Origin of the sequence: Daejeonella sp., assembly GCF_036405355.1 — a bacterium.
Taxonomy (GTDB): domain Bacteria; phylum Bacteroidota; class Bacteroidia; order Sphingobacteriales; family Sphingobacteriaceae; genus Daejeonella.
Window position 1 is genome coordinate 62744 of record NZ_DASWXT010000068.1, and the last position, 25397, is coordinate 88140.

Annotated in this window: 19 protein-coding genes and 1 tRNA gene; 7 read left to right on the forward strand and 13 right to left on the reverse strand. The window is 38.8% G+C overall.

The genetic code is table 11. The annotated features are described in order from the left end of the window. Window positions 1-7 precede the first annotated feature (7 nt). The 5 genes from VGE44_RS08680 to VGE44_RS08700 all read right to left on the reverse strand — a co-directional run bounded on the left by VGE44_RS08680 (window position 8) and on the right by VGE44_RS08700 (window position 8381). Window positions 8-1396: a DegT/DnrJ/EryC1/StrS family aminotransferase gene (locus VGE44_RS08680; RefSeq protein WP_331078016.1), complete on the reverse strand. Its 1389-nt coding sequence runs from the start codon at window positions 1394-1396 to the stop codon at window positions 8-10. Window positions 1397-1638: 242 nt separating this feature from the next. Then, window positions 1639-2841, reverse strand: coding sequence for a RidA family protein (locus tag VGE44_RS08685; protein ID WP_331078018.1), 1203 nt, complete (start codon window positions 2839-2841; stop codon window positions 1639-1641). A 210-nt stretch (window positions 2842-3051) separates the two neighbouring features. Next, a complete protein-coding gene (locus VGE44_RS08690) occupies window positions 3052-3435 on the reverse strand; it encodes a high-potential iron-sulfur protein (protein ID WP_331078020.1) in 384 nt (127 codons plus the stop codon). 41 nt (window positions 3436-3476) lie between these two features. Further along, window positions 3477-5579 carry a PVC-type heme-binding CxxCH protein gene (locus tag VGE44_RS08695; protein WP_331078022.1) on the reverse strand — a complete coding sequence of 701 codons (2103 nt, stop codon included), beginning with the start codon at window positions 5577-5579 and terminating at the stop codon, window positions 3477-3479. Between the two features lie 306 nt (window positions 5580-5885). After that, window positions 5886-8381: a heparinase II/III domain-containing protein gene (locus tag VGE44_RS08700; protein ID WP_331078024.1), complete on the reverse strand. Its 2496-nt coding sequence runs from the start codon at window positions 8379-8381 to the stop codon at window positions 5886-5888. 235 nt (window positions 8382-8616) lie between these two features. On the opposite strand from VGE44_RS08700, the gene VGE44_RS08705 reads away from it, so the two are divergent. The 3 genes from VGE44_RS08705 (at window position 8617) to VGE44_RS08715 (ending at window position 10632) form a co-directional block, all read left to right on the forward strand. Continuing rightward, window positions 8617-9168, forward strand: coding sequence for a fasciclin domain-containing protein (locus tag VGE44_RS08705; protein WP_331078026.1), 552 nt, complete (start codon window positions 8617-8619; stop codon window positions 9166-9168). A 102-nt stretch (window positions 9169-9270) separates the two neighbouring features. Then, window positions 9271-9822: an RNA polymerase sigma factor gene (locus VGE44_RS08710; protein WP_331078028.1), complete on the forward strand. Its 552-nt coding sequence runs from the start codon at window positions 9271-9273 to the stop codon at window positions 9820-9822. Then, window positions 9823-10632 (forward strand): anti-sigma factor, encoded by an 810-nt coding sequence (locus tag VGE44_RS08715; RefSeq protein ID WP_331078030.1) that lies wholly within the window; start codon window positions 9823-9825, stop codon window positions 10630-10632. It begins immediately after the preceding gene. Between the two features lie 951 nt (window positions 10633-11583). Here the strand turns inward: VGE44_RS08715 and VGE44_RS08720 are convergent. The 3 genes from VGE44_RS08720 to VGE44_RS08730 form a co-directional block, all read right to left on the reverse strand. After that, entirely contained in the window at window positions 11584-12117 is a 534-nt protein-coding gene (locus VGE44_RS08720) for a dihydrofolate reductase family protein (RefSeq protein WP_331078032.1), read from the reverse strand. 66 nt (window positions 12118-12183) lie between these two features. After that, a complete protein-coding gene (locus tag VGE44_RS08725) occupies window positions 12184-12966 on the reverse strand; it encodes a helix-turn-helix domain-containing protein (protein ID WP_331078034.1) in 783 nt (260 codons plus the stop codon). A gap of 402 nt (window positions 12967-13368) precedes the next feature. Continuing rightward, window positions 13369-13442 (reverse strand) — tRNA-His (locus VGE44_RS08730). 225 nt (window positions 13443-13667) lie between these two features. Here VGE44_RS08730 and VGE44_RS08735 point away from each other — a divergent pair. Beyond that, a complete protein-coding gene (locus tag VGE44_RS08735) occupies window positions 13668-15767 on the forward strand; it encodes a cation-translocating P-type ATPase (protein WP_331078036.1) in 2100 nt (699 codons plus the stop codon). 22 nt (window positions 15768-15789) lie between these two features. Further along, on the forward strand, window positions 15790-16257 hold the full coding sequence (rnhA, locus tag VGE44_RS08740) for a ribonuclease HI (protein ID WP_324483939.1): 468 nt from the start codon (window positions 15790-15792) through the stop codon (window positions 16255-16257). On the opposite strand, the gene fbp is transcribed toward rnhA, so the two are convergent. From fbp to VGE44_RS08760, 4 genes are read right to left on the reverse strand one after another with little or no spacing between them, the layout of a single operon-like run. Further along, the gene (fbp, locus tag VGE44_RS08745) at window positions 16254-17324 is read right to left on the reverse strand and encodes a class 1 fructose-bisphosphatase (RefSeq protein ID WP_331078042.1); all 1071 of its coding nucleotides are present in this window, start codon (window positions 17322-17324) and stop codon (window positions 16254-16256) included. The two genes, rnhA and fbp, sit on opposite strands and share 4 nt — an antisense overlap. A gap of 21 nt (window positions 17325-17345) precedes the next feature. Next, window positions 17346-17840: a metallophosphoesterase family protein gene (locus VGE44_RS08750; protein WP_331078045.1), complete on the reverse strand. Its 495-nt coding sequence runs from the start codon at window positions 17838-17840 to the stop codon at window positions 17346-17348. 13 nt (window positions 17841-17853) lie between these two features. Then, window positions 17854-18504, reverse strand: a complete 651-nt coding sequence (locus VGE44_RS08755) for a tRNA1(Val) (adenine(37)-N6)-methyltransferase (RefSeq protein ID WP_331078047.1) — start codon at window positions 18502-18504, stop codon at window positions 17854-17856. A 53-nt stretch (window positions 18505-18557) separates the two neighbouring features. After that, complete coding sequence (locus VGE44_RS08760) at window positions 18558-18947, reverse strand: VOC family protein (RefSeq protein ID WP_331078049.1); 390 nt, start codon at window positions 18945-18947, stop codon at window positions 18558-18560. A gap of 435 nt (window positions 18948-19382) precedes the next feature. Between VGE44_RS08760 and VGE44_RS08765 the strand changes: the two genes are divergently transcribed. Together VGE44_RS08765 and VGE44_RS08770 are read left to right on the forward strand one after the other, a co-directional pair. Continuing rightward, window positions 19383-21557, forward strand: a complete 2175-nt coding sequence (locus tag VGE44_RS08765) for a glutamine synthetase III (RefSeq protein ID WP_331078051.1) — start codon at window positions 19383-19385, stop codon at window positions 21555-21557. A gap of 162 nt (window positions 21558-21719) precedes the next feature. After that, a complete protein-coding gene (locus VGE44_RS08770; RefSeq protein ID WP_331078053.1) occupies window positions 21720-22913 on the forward strand; it encodes an AIR synthase related protein in 1194 nt (397 codons plus the stop codon). Window positions 22914-23056: 143 nt separating this feature from the next. Here the strand turns inward: VGE44_RS08770 and VGE44_RS08775 are convergent, their stop codons facing one another. Beyond that, entirely contained in the window at window positions 23057-25270 is a 2214-nt protein-coding gene (locus VGE44_RS08775) for a S46 family peptidase (protein WP_331078055.1), read from the reverse strand. Between the last annotated feature and the right edge of the window lie 127 nt (window positions 25271-25397).

Genomic DNA, 25397 nt, shown 5'->3' on the forward strand with positions numbered 1-25397 from the left:
TAATTTTTTATTTTTCCAATGATTTTTTTACTGATTCTGCACTAGCCTGTATCTTGCTGATTGCATTAGCAATTGAATCCATGTCTTCCCTGCTGCCAAGAAGAAGGTTCTGAGTAAACCATACCATTTCTGTACATAAAAGATCATTCTCAGGGCACTGATTTCGCTCCATATATTTATCATAATCGAGCATATCCTTATGGTACATCCTTTTAAAATTCTTTGATGCGAAAGCTTCTTTAAGAAATTCCTGCTTGTTCAAAGGAGTATAACCACCAGAACAAGGCACTCCTTCTGCACGCAAAGCCTGTAAAAATGAATTTCTGGATAAACCTTTAAAGTCCTCTTTCTTATATCTGAATGAAAACAAATGGAATGAAACCCGGGTTGCACAATCATATAATTTATAAGGAACAATCCCGGGAATATCCTTAATCTTTGACTTCAAATACTTCGCATTCTCTTCACGTACAGTCGTTTGTGCATCAAGTCTTTGCAGCTGAGCTAAACCAATAGCAGCCTGATATTCAGTAATACGAACCTTGGTGCCAATCCTTATGCTCCCTGCATTAAAAGTTCCTACCGCAGTACCAAAGGGTAAGCCAAGATTCTGAAAAGAAACACAGCGGTCCATAAAGGCTCCGTCATTACTAATAATTGCACCACCTTCACCAATTGGAATATTTTTTGAGTTTTGAAAACTAAAACAACCCGCATTGCCGATTGTTCCAACTTTTTGGTTATTGACCTCAGTTAATGGAGCCTGGCAGGCATCTTCAACCACAAACAGATTGTGCTTTTTTGCAATTTCCATTATTCTTGGCATATCTGCTGGCATTCCTAAAATATGGACCGGCAAAATTGCTTTTGTACGTGGTGTTATCTTTGCTTCTATTTTTGCAGGATCAATCTGATATGTTTCCGGATCAATATCCACAAATACCGGCATAGCTCCATTCATAAGAATAGCCTGCACGGTTGATATAAATGTATATGGCGGAACAAGTACTTCATCACCGCCTTTAATATCCAGTTGATTCAACGCCACAATCAAAGCATTGGTTCCATTGTTAACAACCAAACAACGCTTAGCACCATTGACATTTGCCCAGGCGGCTTCAAACTCGTTGACTACTCCCGCACGCGACCAAACACCGCTTCTCAGGACTTCAAGAACGCGCTTTTCATCCGTTTCTGGTACCCAGATAGGCCATTTGATCCATTTGGCTTTATCCCATGCTGAAGGGCCGCCTAAAATCGCTGGTCTCGCTGCATTGTTTAAATCCCCTGCTAGCAGAGAAGGTGTCATACCCATCGTCAGCACAGCTCCCACTCCAGCCAGAGAGCTCTGCTTTAAAAACTTACGTCTCGATGAATCAGTATTCTTATTTTTCATGGCTATTTTATTTCAATTCAATTTTTTGGCTTTGATATAAGGTTTCAGCTATAGTTTATTATAACAAGAGTGATTCACATAATACCTGTCAGGAATCCTCCTGCTTTAATACCGGTCTGCTAGGTCGAAAAGATTTAGGCGTACATTAACGTTTACGTACCCGAATATATAAATTATTTTTATTAAAACAATAGTTCACAGGGAGAATTATCAAGATAAATGTGAGTTAAAATGGAAATTATTTACCTGATCACAACCCCAATCATATCAATAGAAATTCCCGCCTCAGCCTTTCCGACATCCTTTACCATAGCTTTCGAGGCGGCTGGCGGACGAAGCGGATCATAATATTTAGGACGAATTTCATTTAATTTAGCACTATGAGCATCATTGCTAACATAATAGGTTGCTTTTACAAGATGCCTGAAATCACTGCCCGTATTTTTCAATATGGTACCCATTAGATTGAAGACAGATGCCAATTCAGAATCAGCATTACCGGAAATTTGTCCGTATAATCCTGATATATAAACCTTTTGACCATAGTTAATCCGGGTAACTTTACAGTAAACGGGTGAAGCTGTCATTCCGGGAGGAGTAATAAAATCAAGCTGCTGATTTGATTTAGATGCTGTATTGGGAGATGAAGCAATTAATTCTATTTCAATTACCGGATCTTTACTTGTCCATTCAACATTGACCATGGGTGGTATAGTACCCCCCTTAAAAAATTTGGCAAACTCCTCCTCTACTATTTTAAGGTCAGACATTGGCCTGACGAAGGATTTAATCTGAACAATATCCTTTTTCTCTAATCCCAATGAAACAAGAGTAGTCTGAAGCTGCTCCAGGGTTCCGCGTGTTGCTTCTGCAAGTTCACCTTTAACCGCCTGACCTGAAACATAAACAACAGGACCTGCAGGTAAAATTGACGCCCGGGCGACAGCCGGAGCTGAGGATAAATTCCCGGGCATAAAATAACTAACACTCTTTGTATTGATTTTAGCTGTAACTGCAATTGCGTCCATTGAAATCAAAGCGTCGGTATGAGAAAGATCCCCGGCAACAAAACTCAGAGCAGGACACTTCCCTGATTTAAACCGCTTATATATCTGCTCCTGAACTGTAGAGATCAGACTTGAATTCCTGATATAGATATTAAGTTTAACGATCTGATCTGGTTTTGACCCAGCCTGTTTCAAAGCAGAAATAATATTTAAAAAAACCTGGTTGGTCTGCGCATTGATATCACCAGATCCAACAATACTGCCTGATCTATCCACAGGCAGGAATTGTGTGGTATGAACTAGCGGAACATCATCAACAACTACTGCATCCGAAGCTCCCGGAAAATTCGCAGATCCTGAATATTGAATGTGTTGCCCTTTCTGAGCAAAACCGGAATAACCCAGAAATAAGAAAAAAATGCAGATCAGAGCTTTCATGTTTAGATGTCAGTTGTCAGTTGTCTGTTGCCAGAAATATCCTGCTATATTTAAAATGAACACGTAACTTCATTATTCTTTATTCATTGTTCCAGGAAATTATTTTCAAGAAGCAGGTACTAGTCTTAATGACCATTCCCTATTTCCTATTTCCTATTTCCTATTTCCTATTTCCTATTCCCTATTCCCTATTTCCTATTCCCTATTCCCCTAACTATTAACCGGTGCCCAATAAGCACAATATCCCTCAGAGCGAACTGGCCCTTTAAACAACATACAACCACCGCAAGGCTTATCCTTCGCCGGCGGAAGGTAAAGTGCGCAATTACTGCAATGGCTATCCGGTATTGGTGTTTTGTTTACATATGCAAGCTTTTTACGTTTTGCAACTTCTTCGGCACTTACTCCTGTTAGGTCATCGCAAGGATTTTTTTGTGCTGGCTGTGGAGTTTTGGGCTGCTGATTCGAATCCCCTTCTTTAGCCATGCTGCTAACTGAACTGCCGGCAACCAATATTCCTGTTCCTATTGCAACTGAACCAGCAAGTATATACTTACCAATGAACCTTCTTCTTGAATACTTTTGTTCTTCCATCTTTCTATTATTTACCGGTCAATTTAAAATTCAGTATATCCTTAATTTTTTCTAAGCAATTGAAATCCTGCTTTCACTTCCTCCATTGAGCCTGTATTTAATTGTCCTGCAAGCTCTTTTGTAGACTCATTTTTATTTAATCCTGCTTTAAGCCCTTTTAAGGCAGCTAGCTGGACATTTGCTCCGGATAATGCTCCGGATGAAAGTGTATTCAAATACGCTGAATACTGTTCCTTATTATATCTGGCAGCAATAATATTTGACAAATCCTGAATAAAGCTGAGTTTCCAGCTTTCTTCACTGCTGAAGAATGTATTATCCTTCATCAGTGAATTTAAAATTTCAACTGACGAACCTGCTTCAGAGCTTATAACTGCACTCCTGAACCAATCATTCTGTCCGTATTTTCTGATCACCTCAGCTAAAGCCTCAATCACCTTCTTTCCTTTAAACTGTCCCAGACTAAGTGCAGCTTGCATGGCAACCCGCTTAGATGGGTCATTAACCATTGGAATTAACAGTTTAACGGTTTTTGGATATCTTTCTGCAAGTATAATGCCATTTTCCCTAACACCAGGCTCAGAATCCAGCAGGGACTTTTTAACGATCTTTTCAGTAAGTGCATTCAAACCTTCGAGCACGTAAAGTGCATGTAGTCTTGTTCTTGCATCCTGACTATTAGAAAACAATGAAATCACAGCAGGAATAACAGTTTTATCCTGACGTTCAAGCAGCAAACGCTGGGCATTACTGCGATACCAGCCGTTCTTGTGCGACAGATAATCGACCAATTGAAGTCCGGTAGCGTTCTTCAAATCTACTTTTACTCCCTGGTATGTGCCATTTTCAGGCAGGAGTCGATAAATCCTACCCATATCACTACCCGCCATAAAATCCATTTCAGCTTTAAGATCATCGGGAATTGAAACCGGTGTTTCGATATGCTGTCTGTAATAATCAAGAATATATAAGTATCCGTCAGGGCCAACAGAGAATGTTACCGGTCGGAACCAGGTGTCAGTGGAATAAATAAATTCTCTGTTCTTTTCGGATTCGGCACGTTTTGCAACCAGAACCGGACTTGTTTCACTTGGACTTAAAATATCTCTGTGAATCAGACTACCGGAAACATCCGTTGTAAAAATATTGCCATAAAATTCCTGTGGCAGGGCATCACCATTATAAATAGTACCTCCGGATGCGCCTGTAAAGTGATCTTCTGCCCATTCTATCCGATTAAGATTCGCTTCTTTGAACATCCTGTTTCTACGGGCACTTCTTTCAGATCTCCAGTAAGCCGGCGGGATTTCCTGAAACATGATCTCTTCATGATCTGTTATAGTTACATTAAACTTACTGCTTGGCATGAATGCATGTCTGTGAGTATATCTCCAGGGAATTACTGCCTGCTGTAAGTGTATTGAATTCTCTGTAAAGAAACGATGTCCCCAGTCGTCAATAGTTTGTCCGAACTGTCCCGGACCAGTCTCAAGTTCAAAAACATCACGGTCCAATCTGAAACGAAAATCTGCTCCTCTAACCTCAACAGGCGTCGCATCTGGCGATTTACTATAAATCACTTTACCACTCTGACCACGATTATTTGCATAAATCCAGTTATCGATCCCCAATTTCAAACTGGTAACCTGAGCCTCAGAGTTATTCTGAAAAAATCCTGAGAACAAAATTTCCCTGATATCTGATTTTCCATCCCCATTGGTATCCTTCAGATAAAGAATATTGGGAGCGGCAGTCACGATAAGTCCGCCTTTCCATGGCAGCATACTGGTTGCTTCGGTTACATTTTCAGCAAATATGATCGACTGATCAATTTTACCATCACCATCAGTATCTTTCAGTATCCGGATACGGCCATGACCCTTACCAGGTTCAACCTCATACGGATAATCAGGCATTTCAATCACATAGGCATTTCCCTGTTCGTCAAATTCAAGTGATACCGGGTCAAAAACATGAGGTTCTGATGCAAATAAGGAAACTTTATAGCCTTTAGCCACATTAAGTTTCTTCATTGACTCCTCCGGACTTAATGGCCCGGGATAACGCTGAGCCATGCTGTTTCCTGCTAATAAAATAAATGGTAATAATAATATGGCTGAGCGGCCACTGAAATTAGTCTTCATTCCCTGCTTGATTATATATGATCTGGTAATTTTTCACATCCTCTTTCCTGATCAGATTGAGAAAGGTTGTTGTTTAAATAATTATTCATCTTAATATTCTGATTTATGTCAAAATATTGCCCCTCATTTACAAGAGTACGTATTTATTAAAAAAAAACATCCCTGGTACCGACAAATTTACATAACGGTAACGTACCCGAAAATTAAATATAAAATCTTAATATCCAAATTTTATTTACTTCTATCACGTAAAAACTATTTGCTTTCTTATAAAAAGAACAAGCAGATTCCATTTGACTATAAAAATCATTGAATGGATTTACTGAACACAGTATAACGCACTGGTTGTGAATATTCATTATGAGGAAAGGTATAGAAACGGATCTTTCCGTCATTATCCATAGAAAAACCCGGATCATTTTCCAATTGAACAATATTTCCCGAAACATTTCTGGCCGGAAAGTACAAACTGGATCCATCCGGGAAATCCAGGCGAATATGGGTGACATCAGGTTGAGCAGAATCCAATTCAAGATTATGCTTTCCTCCTGAGTTTTCGGTTCCTTTTAATATGCCCGACTTTGCTCTCCCCTTCGCATATTTCCAACCGGCACTCGAAATAAGACTAATTTCATTCCCATTCAGACTAATCCTGTCCTGAATATTTTTACCATTCAATTCATAATCTATAAGATAGCTATCACCATCTGCACGGACTGATTTTATCCATGGTTTGCCTAGAAAAGGTTCGTGAATGGCAACAAAACTCGATTTGCTACCGGTATGTCTTTGCATAATTCCAAGGCGCATAAAATTATCAAGTTTATTATCATCCTCAGCGGCGAGTCTGACCGATGGGGCACGAAAACTGAATATCTCAGCATCTTTTTGGGGTATATGATGAGTGCGCAGCCCAGAATTTTGATAATTCCAGGTTGCTGTCCATGGTTTGCTTGTTATCCCAGCCTTAATATCTTTCATATAGGAATAAGCATGGATTTTTTTTCCGATAATATCTGAATCATACTGGTTCATGGGTATAGCAGTCCCTCCCCACTCAGGTACCAGTGTTTTAACAGCCCGATCCAATGAAATACTGGTTACCAGTTTTCCCTCTTCTTCGCACATGCCATGCAGAAACCAGTCATGTGTCTCCCCTCCTTCCACATCAAAACGGTCAATCACATAGTCCTTGCCTTCAGCCGCATGAACAAATATCAGCCTTCTCCTGTATTGGGTGGCCGTAGAATAAGCCGGAGACGCATCAAGATCAATAACCTTAACCTGAGGATTCTGATCATCATAATACATGAGCCGGCCTGTTACAGGTTTTAATAAAGTTCCCTGGTCCTGGGCTTTCTGATCTATAACAACGGTATTGTGTGATGCTGTATGTAATGTCCATCCGCGATACTTGGAATGTGTATAACCGATATCTGAAAGCAGCTCAGAACCATTTGCAAACAAGATTATGGAAGCATTGTCATAATGCGAATGCCCGTAATTACCACTCCAGTTTACATTGAGCATGGTTTGATCCTTTCCGGTACCGGCAGCTAAAGCTGCATTCCCGAGCGATGGCCATAGGCGCGAAACAGCAAAACCTTCAGTTTTTACGGGTTTAGCTCTGTTAGCCCAGGTATCATTAAGAGGGAGTTTATGACCATTTGGAAATACTGCCTGCAGGCTGACATTTAAAGCACTTTTATAAAAAGGCATTGCATTAGTCAGATCAAGATTTTCAAAACGCTCCCCCTTCCAGTCCGCAGGATCTGTATAACCCCTGGCTGCTTGAGCAACGCTCTCCAGTCCTCCAATCGTCTGGTCATGATAAGAAACAGTCCCCTCTTTCCACCAGCCATCCGCAAAAAACCCGAGTTTTAAAAATTCCCTGAAGCGATTCACTCCATCGTGAACAATGTCGGGCCTGTTAAGTATCCGACCCACTCTCACCATATCTCTGTACATACCGGGCGACATATTGGTATAAATTTCAGGGTTAGCCGCGGTAAACTCATAACCCAAAATCAACAGATCTTTTACGATTCTTTGGTCTGTGTCCTTACCTATTTGTGAATCCATTCTGTTCCAGTCATAAGCCCCTTTCTGCAAATTTTCATACGCTATGGCAATCTGTACCGGAATATCCCCATAAGCCCACCAGTTCCATTTGGCCCCCCGGTAAGGAACGAGCCCTTCATAAGGCCATTTCTGATTTGCAGGAAAAAACTTCTTGGGAGCACTTGGATAATCGTATCGTATTGCATAATCAGGGAATAACTGTGCAAAACGACCCGCAATCATTGCCGCCCTGTCGCCATAAGCAGGATCTTTTGTCTGGGACCATATCTGAGACAATTGTACCGCCATTTGCTGAATCCATTTCCAGCGATCAAACCAGGCATGTGCCTCATAGAAATATTGAGTACCCTTGGCGTCCTGAAAATAACGGTAAACCTGTTTTGCGCCACTTGGTGCTATGATTACTTTTTCGCCATTATGGGGATATTTTTCATTTGGGAAAGTCATGCTGCAGAACTTACATTTTACCTGATCCCCCATTCCAGGCTCCCAGTTCAATATTCCCATCTCCTGGGCGCCTCCCTTACAATTCGGGCAACCGATAAAGAAAATACCTGATCCGGGTGGCACCATATTCTTCACATCAGTCAGAGACATTTTCATCAAAGGTTCAACTGATGCAATTTGAGCTTCTATATTTTCAGATTTCTGCTGTCCATAAACAAATGCGGGCATAAGAAATGCAAGATATAGGAATGCTATAAATAATTTATTAATCATGATCGGCCATTTATGTTGAGATTGATAAGAATCGTGTACGTACCCGAATATAACTATAAAATTATAGAGTTTTAAATCCGATCAATAAAATATTAAGCAAAATTGAATGATTTCATTTCATTTAAAAAAAATACCTCCAAATAAACTGAGGAACAATGATTTAGATAAAAATAAAAAAAAATCAAAATCCATCTTCTGCTGCACTTCGTAATTCAGGCCAAATAACAAAAGACAAATGAAAAAAATAATAATTCTGGCTGTTGCATTAGTAGCTTCTGCAATGAGCACAACTGGTTTTGCACAAGGAACCAAAATGGTAGGTGGTGCTGAGATGTACCCAAGTAAAGACATTGTAGACAATGCGGTAAACTCAAAAGACCATACCACATTAGTGGCAGCGGTAAAAGCCGCCGGACTTGTAGAAACATTGAAAAGTGATGGTCCGTTTACAGTGTTTGCTCCAACAAATGATGCCTTCAACAAACTGCCGGAAGGAACAGTTGGTACACTTGTTAAGCCTGAAAACAAGGCTATGCTTACAAAAATTCTTACCTATCATGTTGTTTCAGGCAAATTTTCTGCAGGAGATGTTGTAAAAGCAATCAAAGCAGGCAAAGGAACTGCAGTATTTACAACTGTAAGCGGTGGAAAATTATCTGCGATGATGAATGGTAAAAATGTAGTGTTAAAAGATGAGAATGGTGGCACTGCTACAGTAACCATTGCTGATGTTAATCAAAAGAATGGAGTTATTCATGTTATTGACTCTGTAGTTTTACCTAAGTAAATAATCAGCTAAATGTCAAAATATCCCCGGAATATATCCGGGGTTATTGTTTTTATATATTTGTCATAACAGCTTGAAAACTGTGGTGAACATATTCAAACATTGAGCCCTAGAACAAAAATATCCTTATCTGAAGATGAATTAGTGATGGCTCTCCGTAATAAGGAAAAAGCCGGAGCTGAAGCTTTGTATGATATGTACTCCTCTTCTCTCTACGGTATAATTTTTAGAATTGTTCAGCACGAAGAAATCGCAGAAGATTTGCTTCAGGACACCTTTGTAAGAATCTGGAACTCCTTTTCTTCTTATGATGCCTCTAAGGGAAGGTTATTCACCTGGATGGTTAATATTGCACGAAATATTTCAATTGACAAAACCCGTTCAAAAGATTTTCGTAACAGTTCGAAAACCGAAGACATAGAAAATAACGTATTATCTTTAGAAATGCGGGCTGATAATACTTTGAATCCTGAAACTATGGGATTGAAAGAACTTGTTGCTAAATTGAAGCCCGAACAGAAAATAATTCTTGACATGGTTTATTTCCGGGGATTTACTCATGCAGAGGTCTCGGAAGAACTTGAAATTCCATTAGGAACAGTCAAAACCAGGTTAAGAAATGCGATAATCAGTTTAAGAAAGGTATTTAACTAAGTGGAAAACCTCAAATCATATTTGGAAAGCGGTATCCTTGAACAATATGTTCTTGGTGATTTAAGCATTGAAGAGAGGCTTGAAGTAGAAAAAAACGCCCTTAAATATCCTGAGATCAAAGCAGAACTGATTGAAATTGAATCTGCTCTTTTAAGTTATGCTATCTCAAATGCAATTGAACCTTCAACAGCATTACGTAATAAAGTATTAAATTCCCTCGAAATAGCCGAAGCTGAAATACACCCTCTATATCCTGCATCATCAAAACCGGGACAATTTTATAAATATGCATTCGCTGCATCTCTCGCCCTGCTTTTCCTTAGCGTTGTTTTACTGATTAATCTGAATAGTAAACTCAACGATTCATATACCCAGATTGCTGTGCTGCAATCCGGAAATCAGCGCTTTTCAAATCAGGTCAATTATATTGATGAAGAATTAAGGGATACCCGTAATGCATTACACTTTTATCAAAACCAGGCTGCCTATAAACTTGTGACATTAAAAGGCTCAGCTAAAGCTCCGGCAGCAAGTATGCTGGTTGCCTTCAATCCTGATGAAGAAGAAGTCATGATTGATCTTTCTTCCCTCAAAATGCCATCCAACGATAAAGAACACCAATATCAGCTATGGGCAATGGTAGATGGTAAACCGGTAGATCTTGGAGTATTCGACGCCGAGGGCGACAGTACCGGCATGAAAAAAATGAAGTCAGTTAAAAATGCACAGGCTTTTGCAGTCACCCTCGAACTCCGCGGTGGCAGTGCCAATCCAACCATGGATCAAATGATGGTTATCGGTAGTATTTGATGAGGTGGGAGGTATTAGGCATTAGGTGTTAGGTATTAGGTGTTAGGTCTTAGGTAATAGTGCCACTATTTCTTTTAAAATTGCAGATAATTACCTGAGGCTTTAGGAAGAATCTAACACGATCATTTACTCCCTTATTCTTATCACTTTTTTTATTTTTAAAGTAAATGTTTATATTTACTTAAACGAAAATCCTCCCTCCAAACTTACATTCCCCAATACAAGATTTCTTCATATTCTGTTCGAATCCGGGCTATGATTTGTTCGACTCTGGTTCGTAAAAGAACTGGGATGTATCCGAGAAGGATCCGGGATGCTTTCGGTATTTTCCCGAAGCCTTCCCGGAACTGTCTCGGAACTGTCCCAGAACTGGTACGAAGAAAATACGAACAATTCCCCCAGGGTTCCCGAGTGAAACCGGGTTAATTAAGTTTCGGAATTATTGAAAGGATAATATTTCTTAAAAGTTAAATAGCTTCAAGAGATTTCGAAGACCAGGAGAAAAACCTGATTAGCTAATTCCCACTATATTATGATCAGGAAAACTATATGAAACTATGATTTATTGGGCAGAAATGCAAATGAATTATATTAATTCTCATTTATACTGATTCTGCATACCCCTATTCAGAACCTAAACTTGCAACAGCAAAAAAAAGGGCCGAATAACTAGTATTCGACCCTACATCTACCTATGAAAAACATGCCCTTTGGGGGGCACTTATTTAAGACAATTTATATGCCATTTAGCAATCAATGCCAAATGCTTAAAATGAATGAATTAACGGGAATGGAATTCCCAGATTGAAGAGAATATACCCCAATATGTAGATATATTTCCCCGCTATGGTATTTTTTTTAATTTTAAATTAAGAGCTGTTTGCATTTGATATTTTCAAAATAAAAGAGGACAGACAGGTTCTGAACCTGATCTGCTCTAAAACCAAATGCTTAATTATCAATACTGTATCGCAGAGATACCAAACCAGTCTCATAAGCTTTGGATTCCAGCAGAGTAATTTTAGTATGACTTTCCTTTTCACGGAAAAGAGCTTTACCACTACCAAGCAGTATAGGGTGTACTGACAGCCATAATTCGTCTACCAATCCTTCTTTAAAAAGTGCATCTGTGAGCGATGCACCGCCAAAAAGCCAGATATCCTTACCTGACTGTTCTTTTATTTTTCGCGCTTCTGTCATACTATCTTCGGATATAAGCACAGCACCTTCCTTTACTGATTTAAGTGTTCTGGAGAATACATATTCCTTCATGACCGGCATGCCGGGTATAGATTCTCCATTATTACTATCGGCGTGCTTCTGCGCTATTTCGTAGCTTTTACGGCCAATGAAGATAGAATCCACACGGGTAAAGAATTCATTCAAACCATAGTCCTGGTCTGTAAAACACCAGTCGTATTCACCATTTGGCCCTTCAATATATCCATCTAAAGTTATGGCCAGTCCCAATATAAGTTTTCGCATATTTTTTATGTTTTTGTCAGGCAAAATTGAAAAGATCCAGTCATTCCAAATTGTACAAAACGGACATCAATATAAAATATGTGAGGCGAGAGCAACCTGCCCTGGCGTATGTCCTGTAAAGAACTTGTAATCCCGGTTAAAATGCGCCTGATCGTAATAAGCACTTTCATAAGCTACCTCGGTTAAAGAAAGTAAAGGATACTTTTTCAGGTGATCAAGCGATCTGATAAACCTGCAGACACGCAGGAATTCCTTTGGCGACAAACCTACAATTTGCTGAAATTTTCTTGAAAGATGGCGTTGGCTAATGCCGGTATCGCTACTGAGCTGGCTTACATGAATGTGTCCAGCTGAACGCCGGATCTTCTCCAAACAATGGGCTATCTGCTGATCATGTTCATTTCGTGTCAATTCCTGCAAGAGATACTTCTGTACAATAGCTGAACGTTCATTATGACTAAAGGCATCAGCCAGCTTGCTCTCTATCTCTCCCGCCATACTATTCCATAAATCAGACAACACTAAAATTCTGTCGGCTAACAAATGCATCGGTAAATTAAAAAATCTGTATGCTGCTCCGGGATAAAAACAAATGGCTATGCAACCAGCGCCTTTGCGCATCTGCACATCCGAATAACGGCTCATCCGGGAGGTTACAATGCTCCTATCATATAATTCATTTCCAATAATAGCAAGAGGTGTACTGGTGTAGTTCAGAAATAACTCAACACAAGTATCAGGTAAAACACGGATATGGTTAGTATCAGTGCCATTATCGCAGTCCATTGTGCATATCAGTTTTACGTAGGACTGCAACTCTGGAAGAACTTCAAACTGCTGAATTAACATATAAATAAATATAGCTTATGTCAATAAATTGCGGGCTAATTTTGATAAATAGAATCGTGCAAAGATTCTTTAGATAATCTATTGAGAAAATTTTGTTCCAGGGATGTGTAAATAAAAAAAGAACCACAAACCTCCCGATAACAATCAGGAACTCTAAGCATCCCAATTACCATCGGGGTAGCAATAACCTAAAAAAGCCTTAGTTTTAACTAAGACCTTTCTATTAAGGGTGGCTGATGGGGCTCGTCCCGATAGCTATCGGGACCACGACCCTTGGCACCACAAACCTCCCGATAATTATCGCGAAATCTCACCATCCCTATAACTATCTGAAGAGCTACAGCCTTAAAAATTCTTGGAACAAAAAAAAAGCAGCTCATTTCTGAACTGCTTTCCAAATCGGGTGGCTGATGGGGCTCGAACCCACGACCCTCGGCACCACAAACCAATACTCTAACCAACTGAGCTACAGCCACCGTTTTATTTCTGCAAAACTAAGCATTTCGGGAGATATTGCAAATTTTTTATATTAAATTTCAATACTGATAATCAGCATGATGGTGTTCCAGAACAGCTTTAAGCTCAGTTTAGCCCTAATCTAAACATGAGGTTCCTGTCATATTTAGAACATTATATTCTGAGCTTATACATTTAGCCTTCTTAAGTATTAAATTTGTATACAGCCTCTTAAAAGACATGTTATGGAAAAAGAAGAATTGATTGAACTTCAGGTAAGCGGTATGCATTGCAATAACTGTGCGTTATCAGTCCATAAATTACTTGAAAAAAAGGGGCTGCAGGATATCTATGTTGATTTTGCGAACGATGAGGTAAAATTCAAAACCAGTAACCCTTCAGAAACTCCACTAATTATCAAGGATATCGAAGGTTTAGGTTATAAGGTAAGTGAGGAAAGTATCCCTATTCAGGAAAAATTCTTCGAAAAAGTGGAGAACAAATTCTATTTCAGCCTCATTTTTACTATTCCCCTCTTCTCACATATGTTTCTGCCTTTTCATTGGCTTCACAACCCTTTGGTTCAGTTAGGCTTATGTATTCCGGTTTATATTTTAGGATGTATTCATTTCGGCAAAAGTGCTTTCAATTCATTAAAGAATGGAATCCCAAATATGGATGTACTGATTTTTATCGGTTCGAGTGCAGCTTTTATTTATAGTTTGTATGGGACAGTTCAGAATTTGGGTCCTGATTTTTTGTTTTATGAGACTGCAGCAACCATTATTACCCTGGTGCTATTAGGAAATGTTTTAGAAAAGAGGTCTGTAACACAAACCACATCAGCTGTAAGAGATCTGATGAAATTTCAGGAAGCAAAGGCAAATAAACTGCTCAATGGAGAAATAATAACAATAAACTCACAGGAAGTAGTCCCGGGGGATACACTGGTCATCAATTCAGGTGATAAAATTCCTGTGGATGGGGAAATCATCTGGGGTGAAGCCTCGGTTAATGAATCGATGCTTACCGGCGAGAGTCTGCCGGTAGAGAAGTCGAAATACGACAAGGTAATCGGTGGTACTTTGATTGAGAAGGGCAGCATCCACATCCTGGTAACTAAAACCGGAAAACATACTATTTTATCCCAGATCATTGATCTGATGAAAAAGGCACAGTCGGCAAAACCGCCAATTCAGAAGCTTGGAGATCAGGTAGCTGCGATATTTGTGCCTGTAGTAGTTGGTATTGCTGTTCTAACTTTTGTTTTGGCCTATTATTCCTTCGATCTCAGCTTTCAAAAATCTATGCTGAATGCAATTGCTGTTCTGGTTATATCCTGCCCCTGTGCTATGGGTTTAGCCACACCTACTGCAGTGATGGTTGGATTGGGCAGGGCGGCTAAAAATGGCATTCTAATCAAGGGTGGAAATACGCTTGAGGAGATAGCGAAGTTAAAATATATGGTCTTTGATAAAACAGGGACTCTCACAACCGGAAACTTCAAAATCAAAAAGATCGAGAGTATAAAGATTTCTCAGAAGAAAGCCGAATCGATTATTTATGGTATTGAGGCTTATTCAAATCATCCCATTGCACGATCCCTGGTTTCAGAACTTAGTGCAGGGAATCCTGAAAAAATAATATTCACGAAAGTATCAGAAGAAAAGGGCCTCGGAATGAGCGGAACTGATTCAGAGGGTAATACCTATCAATTCGGATCGAGACAAATCTTAAATCCGGAAGAAGAACAGGGAAATTTTAGCCTTTTCCTTAAAATGAATGGAAGCCTCCTTGCGAAAATTGAAATTGAGGATGAAATTAAACCGGATGCACTGAAACTGATCGGCACCCTGAAATCTATGGGTATTCAGCCGGTTTTACTGAGCGGTGATCTGAAAAAGAAATGTGAAGATCTGGCTGCTATTTTAGGTATAGAGGAGGTATATGCCGAAACTCAGCCACATCAAAAGCTTGAGATCATTGAAAGGATTAAAAAAAGAGGTAAAACGGCAATGGTGGGCGATGGAATAAATGATGGTCCCGCCTTAACCACTTCTGACGTCGGAATTTCAATGAGTGATTCCAGTCAGATCGCGATCCAGTCTGCTGAAGTGGTCCTGTTAAAGAATGAGCTCGGAGTTATCGATCAAATGTTAAGAATCGGGAAACATACCCTCTTAACGATTAAACAAAATCTGTTCTGGGCATTTTTCTACAATGTCGTGGCGATACCCGTAGCGGCATTTGGTTTTCTTAACCCAATGGTTGGAGCCTTAACAATGGCTTTTTCTGATGTCATTGTGATCGGTAATTCTATCCGCTTAAAAACTAAATCACTATAATTGCGCCTTAAAAGCATTTTTAATGATCAATATTTATACTGACGGTGCATCGAGCGGGAATCCTGGTCCAGGAGGATTTGGAGTAATACTTCATTCAGGCAAGCATTATAAAGAAATTTCGGAGGGCTATCGAAAAACAACCAATAACCGCATGGAATTGCTCGCCGTAATCACCGGACTGGAAAGTATCAAAAATCCGGGCCAGGAGATTATGATCTATTCAGATTCTAAATATATTATCGACTCTGTTGAGAAAAAATGGGTATTTAACTGGGTCAGGACCAATTTTAAGGATAAGAAAAACAAGGACCTCTGGCTGAGATTTCTGGAAGTATACAAACAACATAAAATTCGTTTTACCTGGGTAAAAGGGCATAACGGGCATCCGGAGAATGAACGATGCGATGAACTGGCAGTTCAGGCTTCAAAACAAAAAAATCTTCTTATTGATACTTACTTTGAGAAAGAAGAGCTGAAACTCAATCTTTAATCAATCCCTCCCACTATACCCAATTTCTCCATTGTTGCTTCTGCTTTCTCATCAGGGGTTTCTCGGGAAAATTTATGCATTAATTCCTCTGCCTTCAGTACCATATTCTTTGACCCTATAAAAATCGCAGATCGCTGATGCAAAGAAGTAACATCTTTATCGAGTATTCTATTGAATCCGTCGGTTGCCCGGCCACCGGCCTGTTCAATTATAAATGCCATTGGATTACATTCATAAACCAGACGAAGTTTACCATTTGGAGCTCCTGATGTGGTAGGATAAATAAATATTCCGCCTTTGATCATATTACGATGCACATCAGCAACCATAGAACCAATATAACGTGAGGTATAAGGACGTGAAGTTTGCTGGTCTTCAACCTGGCAATATTTCAGGTATTTCTTGACACCATCAGGAAAGTGAACGTAATTTCCTTCATTTAATGAATAAATAGTTCCATCCTCAGGAATCTTCATTTTCGGATGTGAAAGACAAAATTCTCCGATAGAAGGGTCTAGTGTAAATCCATTTACTCCTTTGCCAGTTGTATAAACCAGCATAGTTGAGGATCCATAAATTATATAGCCTGCAGCGACCTGCTCTGTACCTTTTTGGAGTACATCTTCAATAGTAGCTTTACCATCTGTTGATACCCTTCTGTAAATAGAAAAAATAGTACCTACTGCTACATTGACATCAATATTGGATGATCCGTCCAAAGGATCCATAGCTACTATGTATTTTGCGTTCTTGGAAACTTCGCCATCAATATGCACAAACTCATCATTCTCCTCTGAAGCAACGATGCAACATTCGCCACCACTCTTCAGTGCAGCTATAAATTGTTCATTGGCAAATACATCCAATTTTTTCTGTGATTCACCTTGTATATTGATCGTCCCGACATCCCCAAGTATGTCCATCAGGCCTGCTTTATTTACTTCACGATTAACAATTTTTGCAGCAATTCCTATATCTCTCAGCAATCGTGACAACTCCCCTTTTGCATATGGAAAATCGCTTTGCTTTTCAATAATGAACTGTCCTAATGTTAAAATGCCCTTCATATACTTAGTGTACTTTTTACGTTATCTATTCGCTAATTCTATGACGTCTAAGTTATGAATTTTTTCTCCTGAAATGCAAAACCGAAGCAATGTGCGAACTTTATGCCAGCCTTGCTTTCCGGCAGCTCCGGGATTTAAGTGTAAACAACTTATTTTTTTATCATAAATAACCTTGAGGATATGGGAATGACCACTGATGAAAAGTCCGGGAGGATTTCGGTATATTTCCTCTCTGATTCCCGGGGAATACCTCCCGGGATAACCTCCAATATGAGTAATCCAAACGTTTAGTTCTTCACAGTCGAATCTCAAATGTTCGGGATACTGTGACCTTACATCCTGCCCGTCAATATTTCCATAAACTCCCCTGAGTGGTTTAAATGCATTCAATTGATCCGCAATTTCAATGGTACCGAAATCACCGGCATGCCAGATCTCATCGCAGTTTTCAAAATGCCTGAAAACGGAATCATCCAGGTATCCATGTGTATCTGAAATTAGTCCGATTGTTTTCATTGCTGAATATGCATTAAAAAATTGTAAGATAGTCCTTTAAAAGATCTCTATAAACCATTGAATAAACGCCTTTACTCTCATAGATAACGATTTTCTGTTCTAGAGGAACGAGTATCTCAAAGCCCATAACCATAATTGTACGATGTGGTTTTGAATCAGCAAATGAATAAATCAATATCTCCTTCTGAACTTTTAAGCCGGAATCCATTTTTTTTACCATTTCAGCAGTTTCCAGAGGAAGAATAATACATAGATGTCCTGATTGATCTAAATGTTTCGCTGATTCCGTCAGCAATACCTCAAAAAAAGAAAGATCTGTATGACGGGCAACACTTTTTTTCTCGTTTTGAGAACTTAGTGAATTAATAAAAAAAGGCGGATTAGAAATAATAAGGTCGTACTGTTCAGTACTATTTGTAAAATGCTCTTTGATTGAACTGTGGAATAATGCTATTCTATTCGAAAATGGAGATTTTAAGAAATTCAATTTAGCCGTATCAGCAGCACTCTGATCTATCTCAACAGCATGAACAATTGCCGAAGTATATTTCTGAGCAAGCATTAAAGCAATCAATCCTGTCCCTGTTCCAACATCGAGTATTTTTGCAGGACATTTGAAATCGGCCATCGCAGCAAGCAACACTCCATCGGTATTTACTTTCATAGCACAGTTTGACTGATCAATTCTAAACTGCTTGAAATGAAAAATAGAAGACATCAGCTCTCGTACAATTCTATTGGTAATCCATCGGGATCAGAAAAAAATACTAACTTCTTACCGGTATACTCATCAACCCTTATTTCTTCTGTAATCACCCCCATCCTTTTCAATTCACTTACAGATTGAGTCAAATCGTCTATTTCAAAAGCAATATGCCGCAAACCTCTGGCTTCGGGACCTGAAACCCGCTCAGGAGGATCAGGAAAAGAGAATAATTCGATCTGGTATCTGCCATTTACTGAAAGATCCAGTTTATGAGAATTTCGATCAGCTCTGTAAACTTCATTCAATATTTTAAGACCTAATATTTCAGTGTAAAAGTGTTTAGAGACTTCATAATCGGAACATATTATTGCCAGATGATGTATGGAATTCAATTTAAGCATATTTATTCTCAATAAAATAAGATAAAAGCATTTGATTAACAGGGATTAAGTCCATTTCACAGGAATTCCCGAATCTCAAATGTGCGCAGATCAAGCAGTACAGACTTAACATACCCCGGAATCCAAATTTAGAAAAAAGCTTTGCTTTCTTTTGATGAATATGAAATAGGATTTCTTTCAGGATACATTAAGGAAAGATTTCAAAATTTCATATGACAGGTTATGCCTATATTTAATACAAAGCACATTTTGTCATCCCGCAAATAAAAATCGATGATTTTAAGAGAACTGAAGACCAAAAACAGATTTTTTCTGTAATTTTTTGATTTTTAATCAATTTTTTTGATTTTTTTATGTTTTTTTTGACATTTTTTATGTTTTTACGCATCAAAACATTTATTTTTATCAAAATTTTAATCAAACCCAAGCAAAACGATGTCATCTTTAAGATTCCAAGCATTAAATGCGGTACTTTCCAGGACAATTCCTGAAGGAAAATCTCTATCCTCAAAACTTTCTGAATTATATGGTGTAAATGTCTTCGACCAGAAAAAAATGAAAGACACTTTATCCAAGGAAGCTTACAACGGTATTATTGAGTCTGTTAACTCGGGCACTCCGATTGACAGAAGTATTTCAGAGCAAGTGGCTTCAGCAATGAAATCATGGGCTATGGCAAAAGGTGCAACACATTATACACACTGGTTCCAGCCACTAACAGGAAGCACTGCTGAAAAGCATGATTCTTTTTTTGAGCCAGGATCAGACGGCCATGGGATTGAAAAATTCTCTGGTGAGGCTTTAGCACAACAAGAGCCGGATGCTTCAAGTTTCCCTAATGGTGGTATCAGAAGCACTTTTGAAGCCCGCGGATATACTGCATGGGATCCATCATCACCCGCCTTTATTATAGGATCTACCTTATGTATACCTACTGTATTTATTTCTTATACTGGTGAGGCTCTGGATTACAAGGCTCCACTTCTGAAGGCAATCAGCCTGATGGATAAGGCAGCAGTTGCTGTGGCTCAGTACTTTGACAAAGGAATTGAAAAGGTTAACAGTTCACTGGGAATTGAACAGGAGTATTTCCTGGTTGACATTGCTTTATTTAATGCAAGACCAGATATGTATCTGACAGGCCGTACCTTATTCGGTCACATGTCAGCTAAAAACCAGCAATTAGACGATCATTATTTCGGATCAATTCCGGAACGTGTTCTTGCCTATATGGAAGATCTGGAAATTGAGGCGATAAAACTTGGTATACCTTTAAAAACCCGTCACAATGAGGTTGCACCTTCACAATTTGAATGTGCTCCCTTATATGAGGAGATGAACCTTGCTATCGACCATAATTCACTACTAATGGATTTAATGGATAAAGTAGCCAGAAGACATAACTTCAAGGTTTTATTACATGAAAAGCCATATGCTGGTATCAATGGTTCAGGTAAGCACAATAACTGGTCGCTGATTACCAATACAGGCAAGAATCTTCTTTCTCCGGGTAAAACTCCAAAAAACAACCTGATGTTCCTTACATTCTTTGTGAATACAATAAGGGCTGTATATGAATATTCAGATTTGTTAAGAGCATCGATTGCTTCAGTTAATAATGATCACCGTTTGGGAGCCAATGAAGCCCCTCCGGCTATTATTTCAACCTTCCTTGGAAGTCAATTAAATGATTTACTGGATGAGATCGAGACATCAAGAGTAACTTCAAAAATGAAGCAGGATTCAGCATTGTGGACTAATATTCCAAAAATACCTTCTATCCTTCTTGACAATACTGACCGTAACCGTACCTCGCCAATGGCATTTACCGGTAATAAGTTCGAGCTTCGTGCAGTTGGATCATCAGCAAACTCAGCAAATCCGATGACAATATTAAACGTTATCGTTGCTGATCAGTTAAATAAATTTAAAGCAGAAGCAGATAAACTGATCAAAAAAGGCGAAAAGAAAGATGTGGCGATCATGACCATCATCAAACGCTACATTAAAGAATCCAAAAACATCCGTTTTGAAGGCAATGGATACAGCGATGAATGGGCTAAGGAAGCAGCAAAAAGAGGTTTATCAAATATTAAAACCACTCCGAAAGCACTGGATGTCTTATTAGACCCTAAAACTGATAAGTTGTTTGAAGATACCGGTGTATTCAGCAAACGTGAGTCGCATGCACGTCATGAAATCTTACTGGAAAGCTATTTCAAAAAGCTTCAGATAGAAGCCCGTGTTATGGGTGATTTGATTGATAATATGATTATACCTACTGCAATCAATTATCAAACAACATTGATCGAAAACGTAAAGGGTTTGAAAGAGATCGGGCTTGGAGAAGATACCTACAATGCTCAGCTTGAGATAATCAAGAAAATTTCAACGCACGTAAACTTTATCAGAACTGCGAATCTGGAAATGGTTAATGAGCGTAAAAAAGCTAATAACATTGAAGATATCAGAGATAAGTCTATCGCTTATGATGAAAAAGTAAAATCATACTTTGAACCAATCCGTTATCATGTTGATAAATTGGAACAACTGGTTGATGATACAAAATGGCCTCTTCCTAAGTTTAGAGAGTTGTTGTTTATTAAGTAGATATGAGATTTCAGATATGAGATAAGAGACAAAGTTCTGCTTCGGCGGAACTTTGTTGTTTATAGCCTAATCTCCTATCTTACATCTCACATCGCATGTCTTATATCTTTTATCTCATATCTCATATCCCGTATCTCACATCTAAGTACTATTTTTGCATCAATGTCAGATCTAAAATATAACCAGCGGGGCGTTTCTGCCGATAAAGAAGATGTGCATAATGCCATCAAAAATATAGATAAAGGTATTTTCCCAAAGGCTTTTTGCAAGATTATCCCGGATATTCTGGGATCTGATGATGATTACTGCAATATCATGCATGCAGATGGAGCCGGTACAAAATCATCTCTTGCCTATGTTTATTGGAAAGAGACCGGTGATATTTCCGTTTGGAGAGGAATTGCTCAGGATGCAATCATTATGAATCTTGACGACCTGCTTTGTGTTGGGGCCACAGATAGTATTTTATTGTCATCAACCATAGGAAGGAATAAAAATCTTGTTCCGGGTGAAGTTATTGCGGAGCTGATTAACGGGACTGAAGATATCCTGACTGAATTACGCAAATTAGGAATAGGAATTTATTCAACCGGAGGTGAAACCGCTGATGTTGGGGATATCGTCAGAACAATCATTGTTGATTCTACAGTAACCTGCAGAATGAAGAGATCGGATATAATCTCGAATGATAAGATCCGGAAAGGCGATGTGATAGTCGGACTATCTTCTTATGGTAAAGCCAGTTATGAAACTGAATATAATGGAGGGATGGGATCTAATGGTTTGACCTCTGCGAGACATGATGTTTTTCATAAATACATTGCAGAGAAATATCCTGAAAGTTATGATCCGGCAGTTCCCTATGAATTGCTTTTCTCAGGTAATAAAAAGCTGACTGACACTATTGAAATTCCTGCTACAGAATTTAATGAAAGTTTAAGCATCAGTGCGGGCAAACTGGTTCTTTCCCCAACCCGTACCTATGCTCCTATCATAAAAAAGATTCTTGATCAATACCGGTCTCAGATCCATGGTATGGTACACTGCAGTGGAGGTGCTCAGACCAAGATACTTCACTTCATTGATAAGCTTCATATCATAAAAGATAACATGATGCCTGTTCCACCACTATTTAGCTTAATTCAGGAGCAATCAGGAACAGACTGGAAAGAGATGTATAAGGTTTTCAATATGGGTCATCGGATGGAATTCTATGTACCTTCAGAAATAGCCGATGATATCATCAGAATATCAAAAGAATTCAATGTAGATGCGCAAATTATCGGCCGTGTTGAGGATTCAGAAAAGAAACAGGTAACTATTCGCTCTGATTATGGGGAGTTTGTCTATTATTGAGATAGGAATAGGATTAAAGGATTGTAGGATTATAGGATTAAAAAGAAGGCTGACAGGGTTTGGAACACTGTCAGCCTTTTTACTAATAGATGCCCGTTATAAGTTGTCAGGCTGGTAACTGACAACTGACAACAGAGGACCACTTACTCCGTCTTTCTCATTATCAATTTATCCTTTGGAACAGGTAGTTTGTTAGTCCGGATATCCATTTCATTGATGATATTTTTTGCTCCTCCCAGAACATCGATACACCATAGAACAAAGCGAATATCTACAGATATTGTACGCTTATACTGCTTATCAAAGGCAATATCTCCGCTCATGGCTTCCCAGTTGCCATCAAAGGCAATACCAATCAACTCTCCATTGCCATTCAGTACCGGAGATCCGGAATTTCCCCCAGTAATATCATTATTACTGATAAACCCGACATTAAGAGTTCCATTCTCTGCATATTGCCTGAAATCTCGTTTGGCATATGCATCAATTAAAGATTGAGGAAGATCAAATTCATCATCACCAGGCTGATATTTAGCCATCATCCCATCAATGGTGGTGGTGATATTATAGGTGATTCCATCTTTCGGACTATAGTTCTGAATTTGCCCGTAGCTGATACGCATTGTTGAATTCGCATCAGGATAGATTAAAGCACCCTTATTTTTTGTCAATAAAGCCTTCAGGTAAAGATTATCCAGGCGATTTTTCTCTGCCTGAAACTGACTGTATATTGTACCAAAATTGTTCTTCACATAATCCTGAGGAACTAAATTAAGAGCATATTTATAAGCAGGATCATTCTGAAGTTCTTCCATAGATGGATTACTTAAAAAATTCCTCAGGCTTTCAGGCTCAATCAGCTTGCTGTTTTTCCATAAATACTCAGCATAGTTCTGGAAGGTAGCATCTGCAGAACCTTTCCAAAAATCTTCGACAATTAGCGTAATGAACTTCGGATGTTGTGATTTAGGAACATCGTTATAAAAGGAACTTAATATCTGGGCAAAAATTTTCTTATCAGCAGTCTCATTATAAGTCTTCTGATAGGTATTTACCATAGTATTTAAATTCTGATTTAGCTGTGAAATATATGCTGAATCATCCTTACGGGCATTCATAGACTTAATTGTATTTCCTAGCTGGGATACATTTCTAACCCATGGTGAGGCAAGAAGCCCTTCATTGAGATATGCAAAATGAACAGCATATGGCTCGAATGCTGAATAGGCATTTTTATATTGAGCCATTAAATTTGCATTTTCAGGAGATGACGAAGCCCATTTGTTGAAATCATTTTCCTGTTTTTGCTTTTCTTCATATATTTTTAATCTCTTTAATTGCTCTGTCTGACCAATAAAATACTTCCAGTAATTTGCAATATTAGCATAGATTGATGAAAGGGCAAGCCGTGTATCGTCACTTTTATCCATCTCTTCTTTCCATGCTTTTAAGCGAATATCACGCAGTTTAACAATCGTTGGGTTTGTCTTTTCAACAGCCATTTGAACCCCATAAGAGGTAAGATAACGGTCTGTACGTCCTGGGAAACCATAAACCATTGAAAAATCACCATTCTTTACCCCTTTGATAGAAATAGGAAGTGATTTTTTGGGGGTATAAGGCTTATTTGCAGCAGAATAAGTTGCAGATTTATTATTCTGATCTGCATAAACACGAAACACAGAGAAATCACCGGTTTGACGCGGCCATTCCCAGTTATCAGTATCTCCACCGAATTTACCAATTGACTGAGGAGGAGTCCCTACCAAACGGATGTCATTAAATCTCTCATAGATAAAAAGCAGGTATTGATTGGCTTTATACACATCTCTGACATCTGCCTCCCAGGTTTTACCAGCAGTTGCATCAGCACTGATTGTTTTACTGATTTCTGCAATTTTTGCAGCTTTATCCTTTTCCTCAACACCATTTAAAGCAGCCATTACTTTGGGTGTAACATCTTCCATTCGTACAAGAAAACGTACAAAAAGCCCCTGAATCGGTTTCTCTTCCTGATAAGACTTCGCATAGAATCCATTATCCAGGATATTATTTTCAACGGTTGAATTTGAAGCAACGGCATCATATCCACAATGATGATTCGTTAAAATCAAACCATTTTTTGATACAATTTCACCGGTACAGAAACCACCGAATGATACAATAGCATCTTTAATACTTGCCTTATTTACACTATACAAGTCTTCAGGGGTCAATTTGAAGCCCTGCTTTTTCATTTGATCATAATTCTTGCCTATAAGCATAGGCAGCCACATACCTTCGTCGGCTTTAACCGGATTTCCAAAACCCAGCACAAATGCCAGCAGCATAGCTACAGCATAATTCACTTTTTTCATAAAATGGAATTTTAATTAATTGGTTAGGACAAATATACAGCCAAAAGCAATAAAACCTGATACTGATTTTCTTTGTTCAAAAAAAAAGCTCCGGATAAAATCCGGAGCTTTTTTAAAAATGTACAAT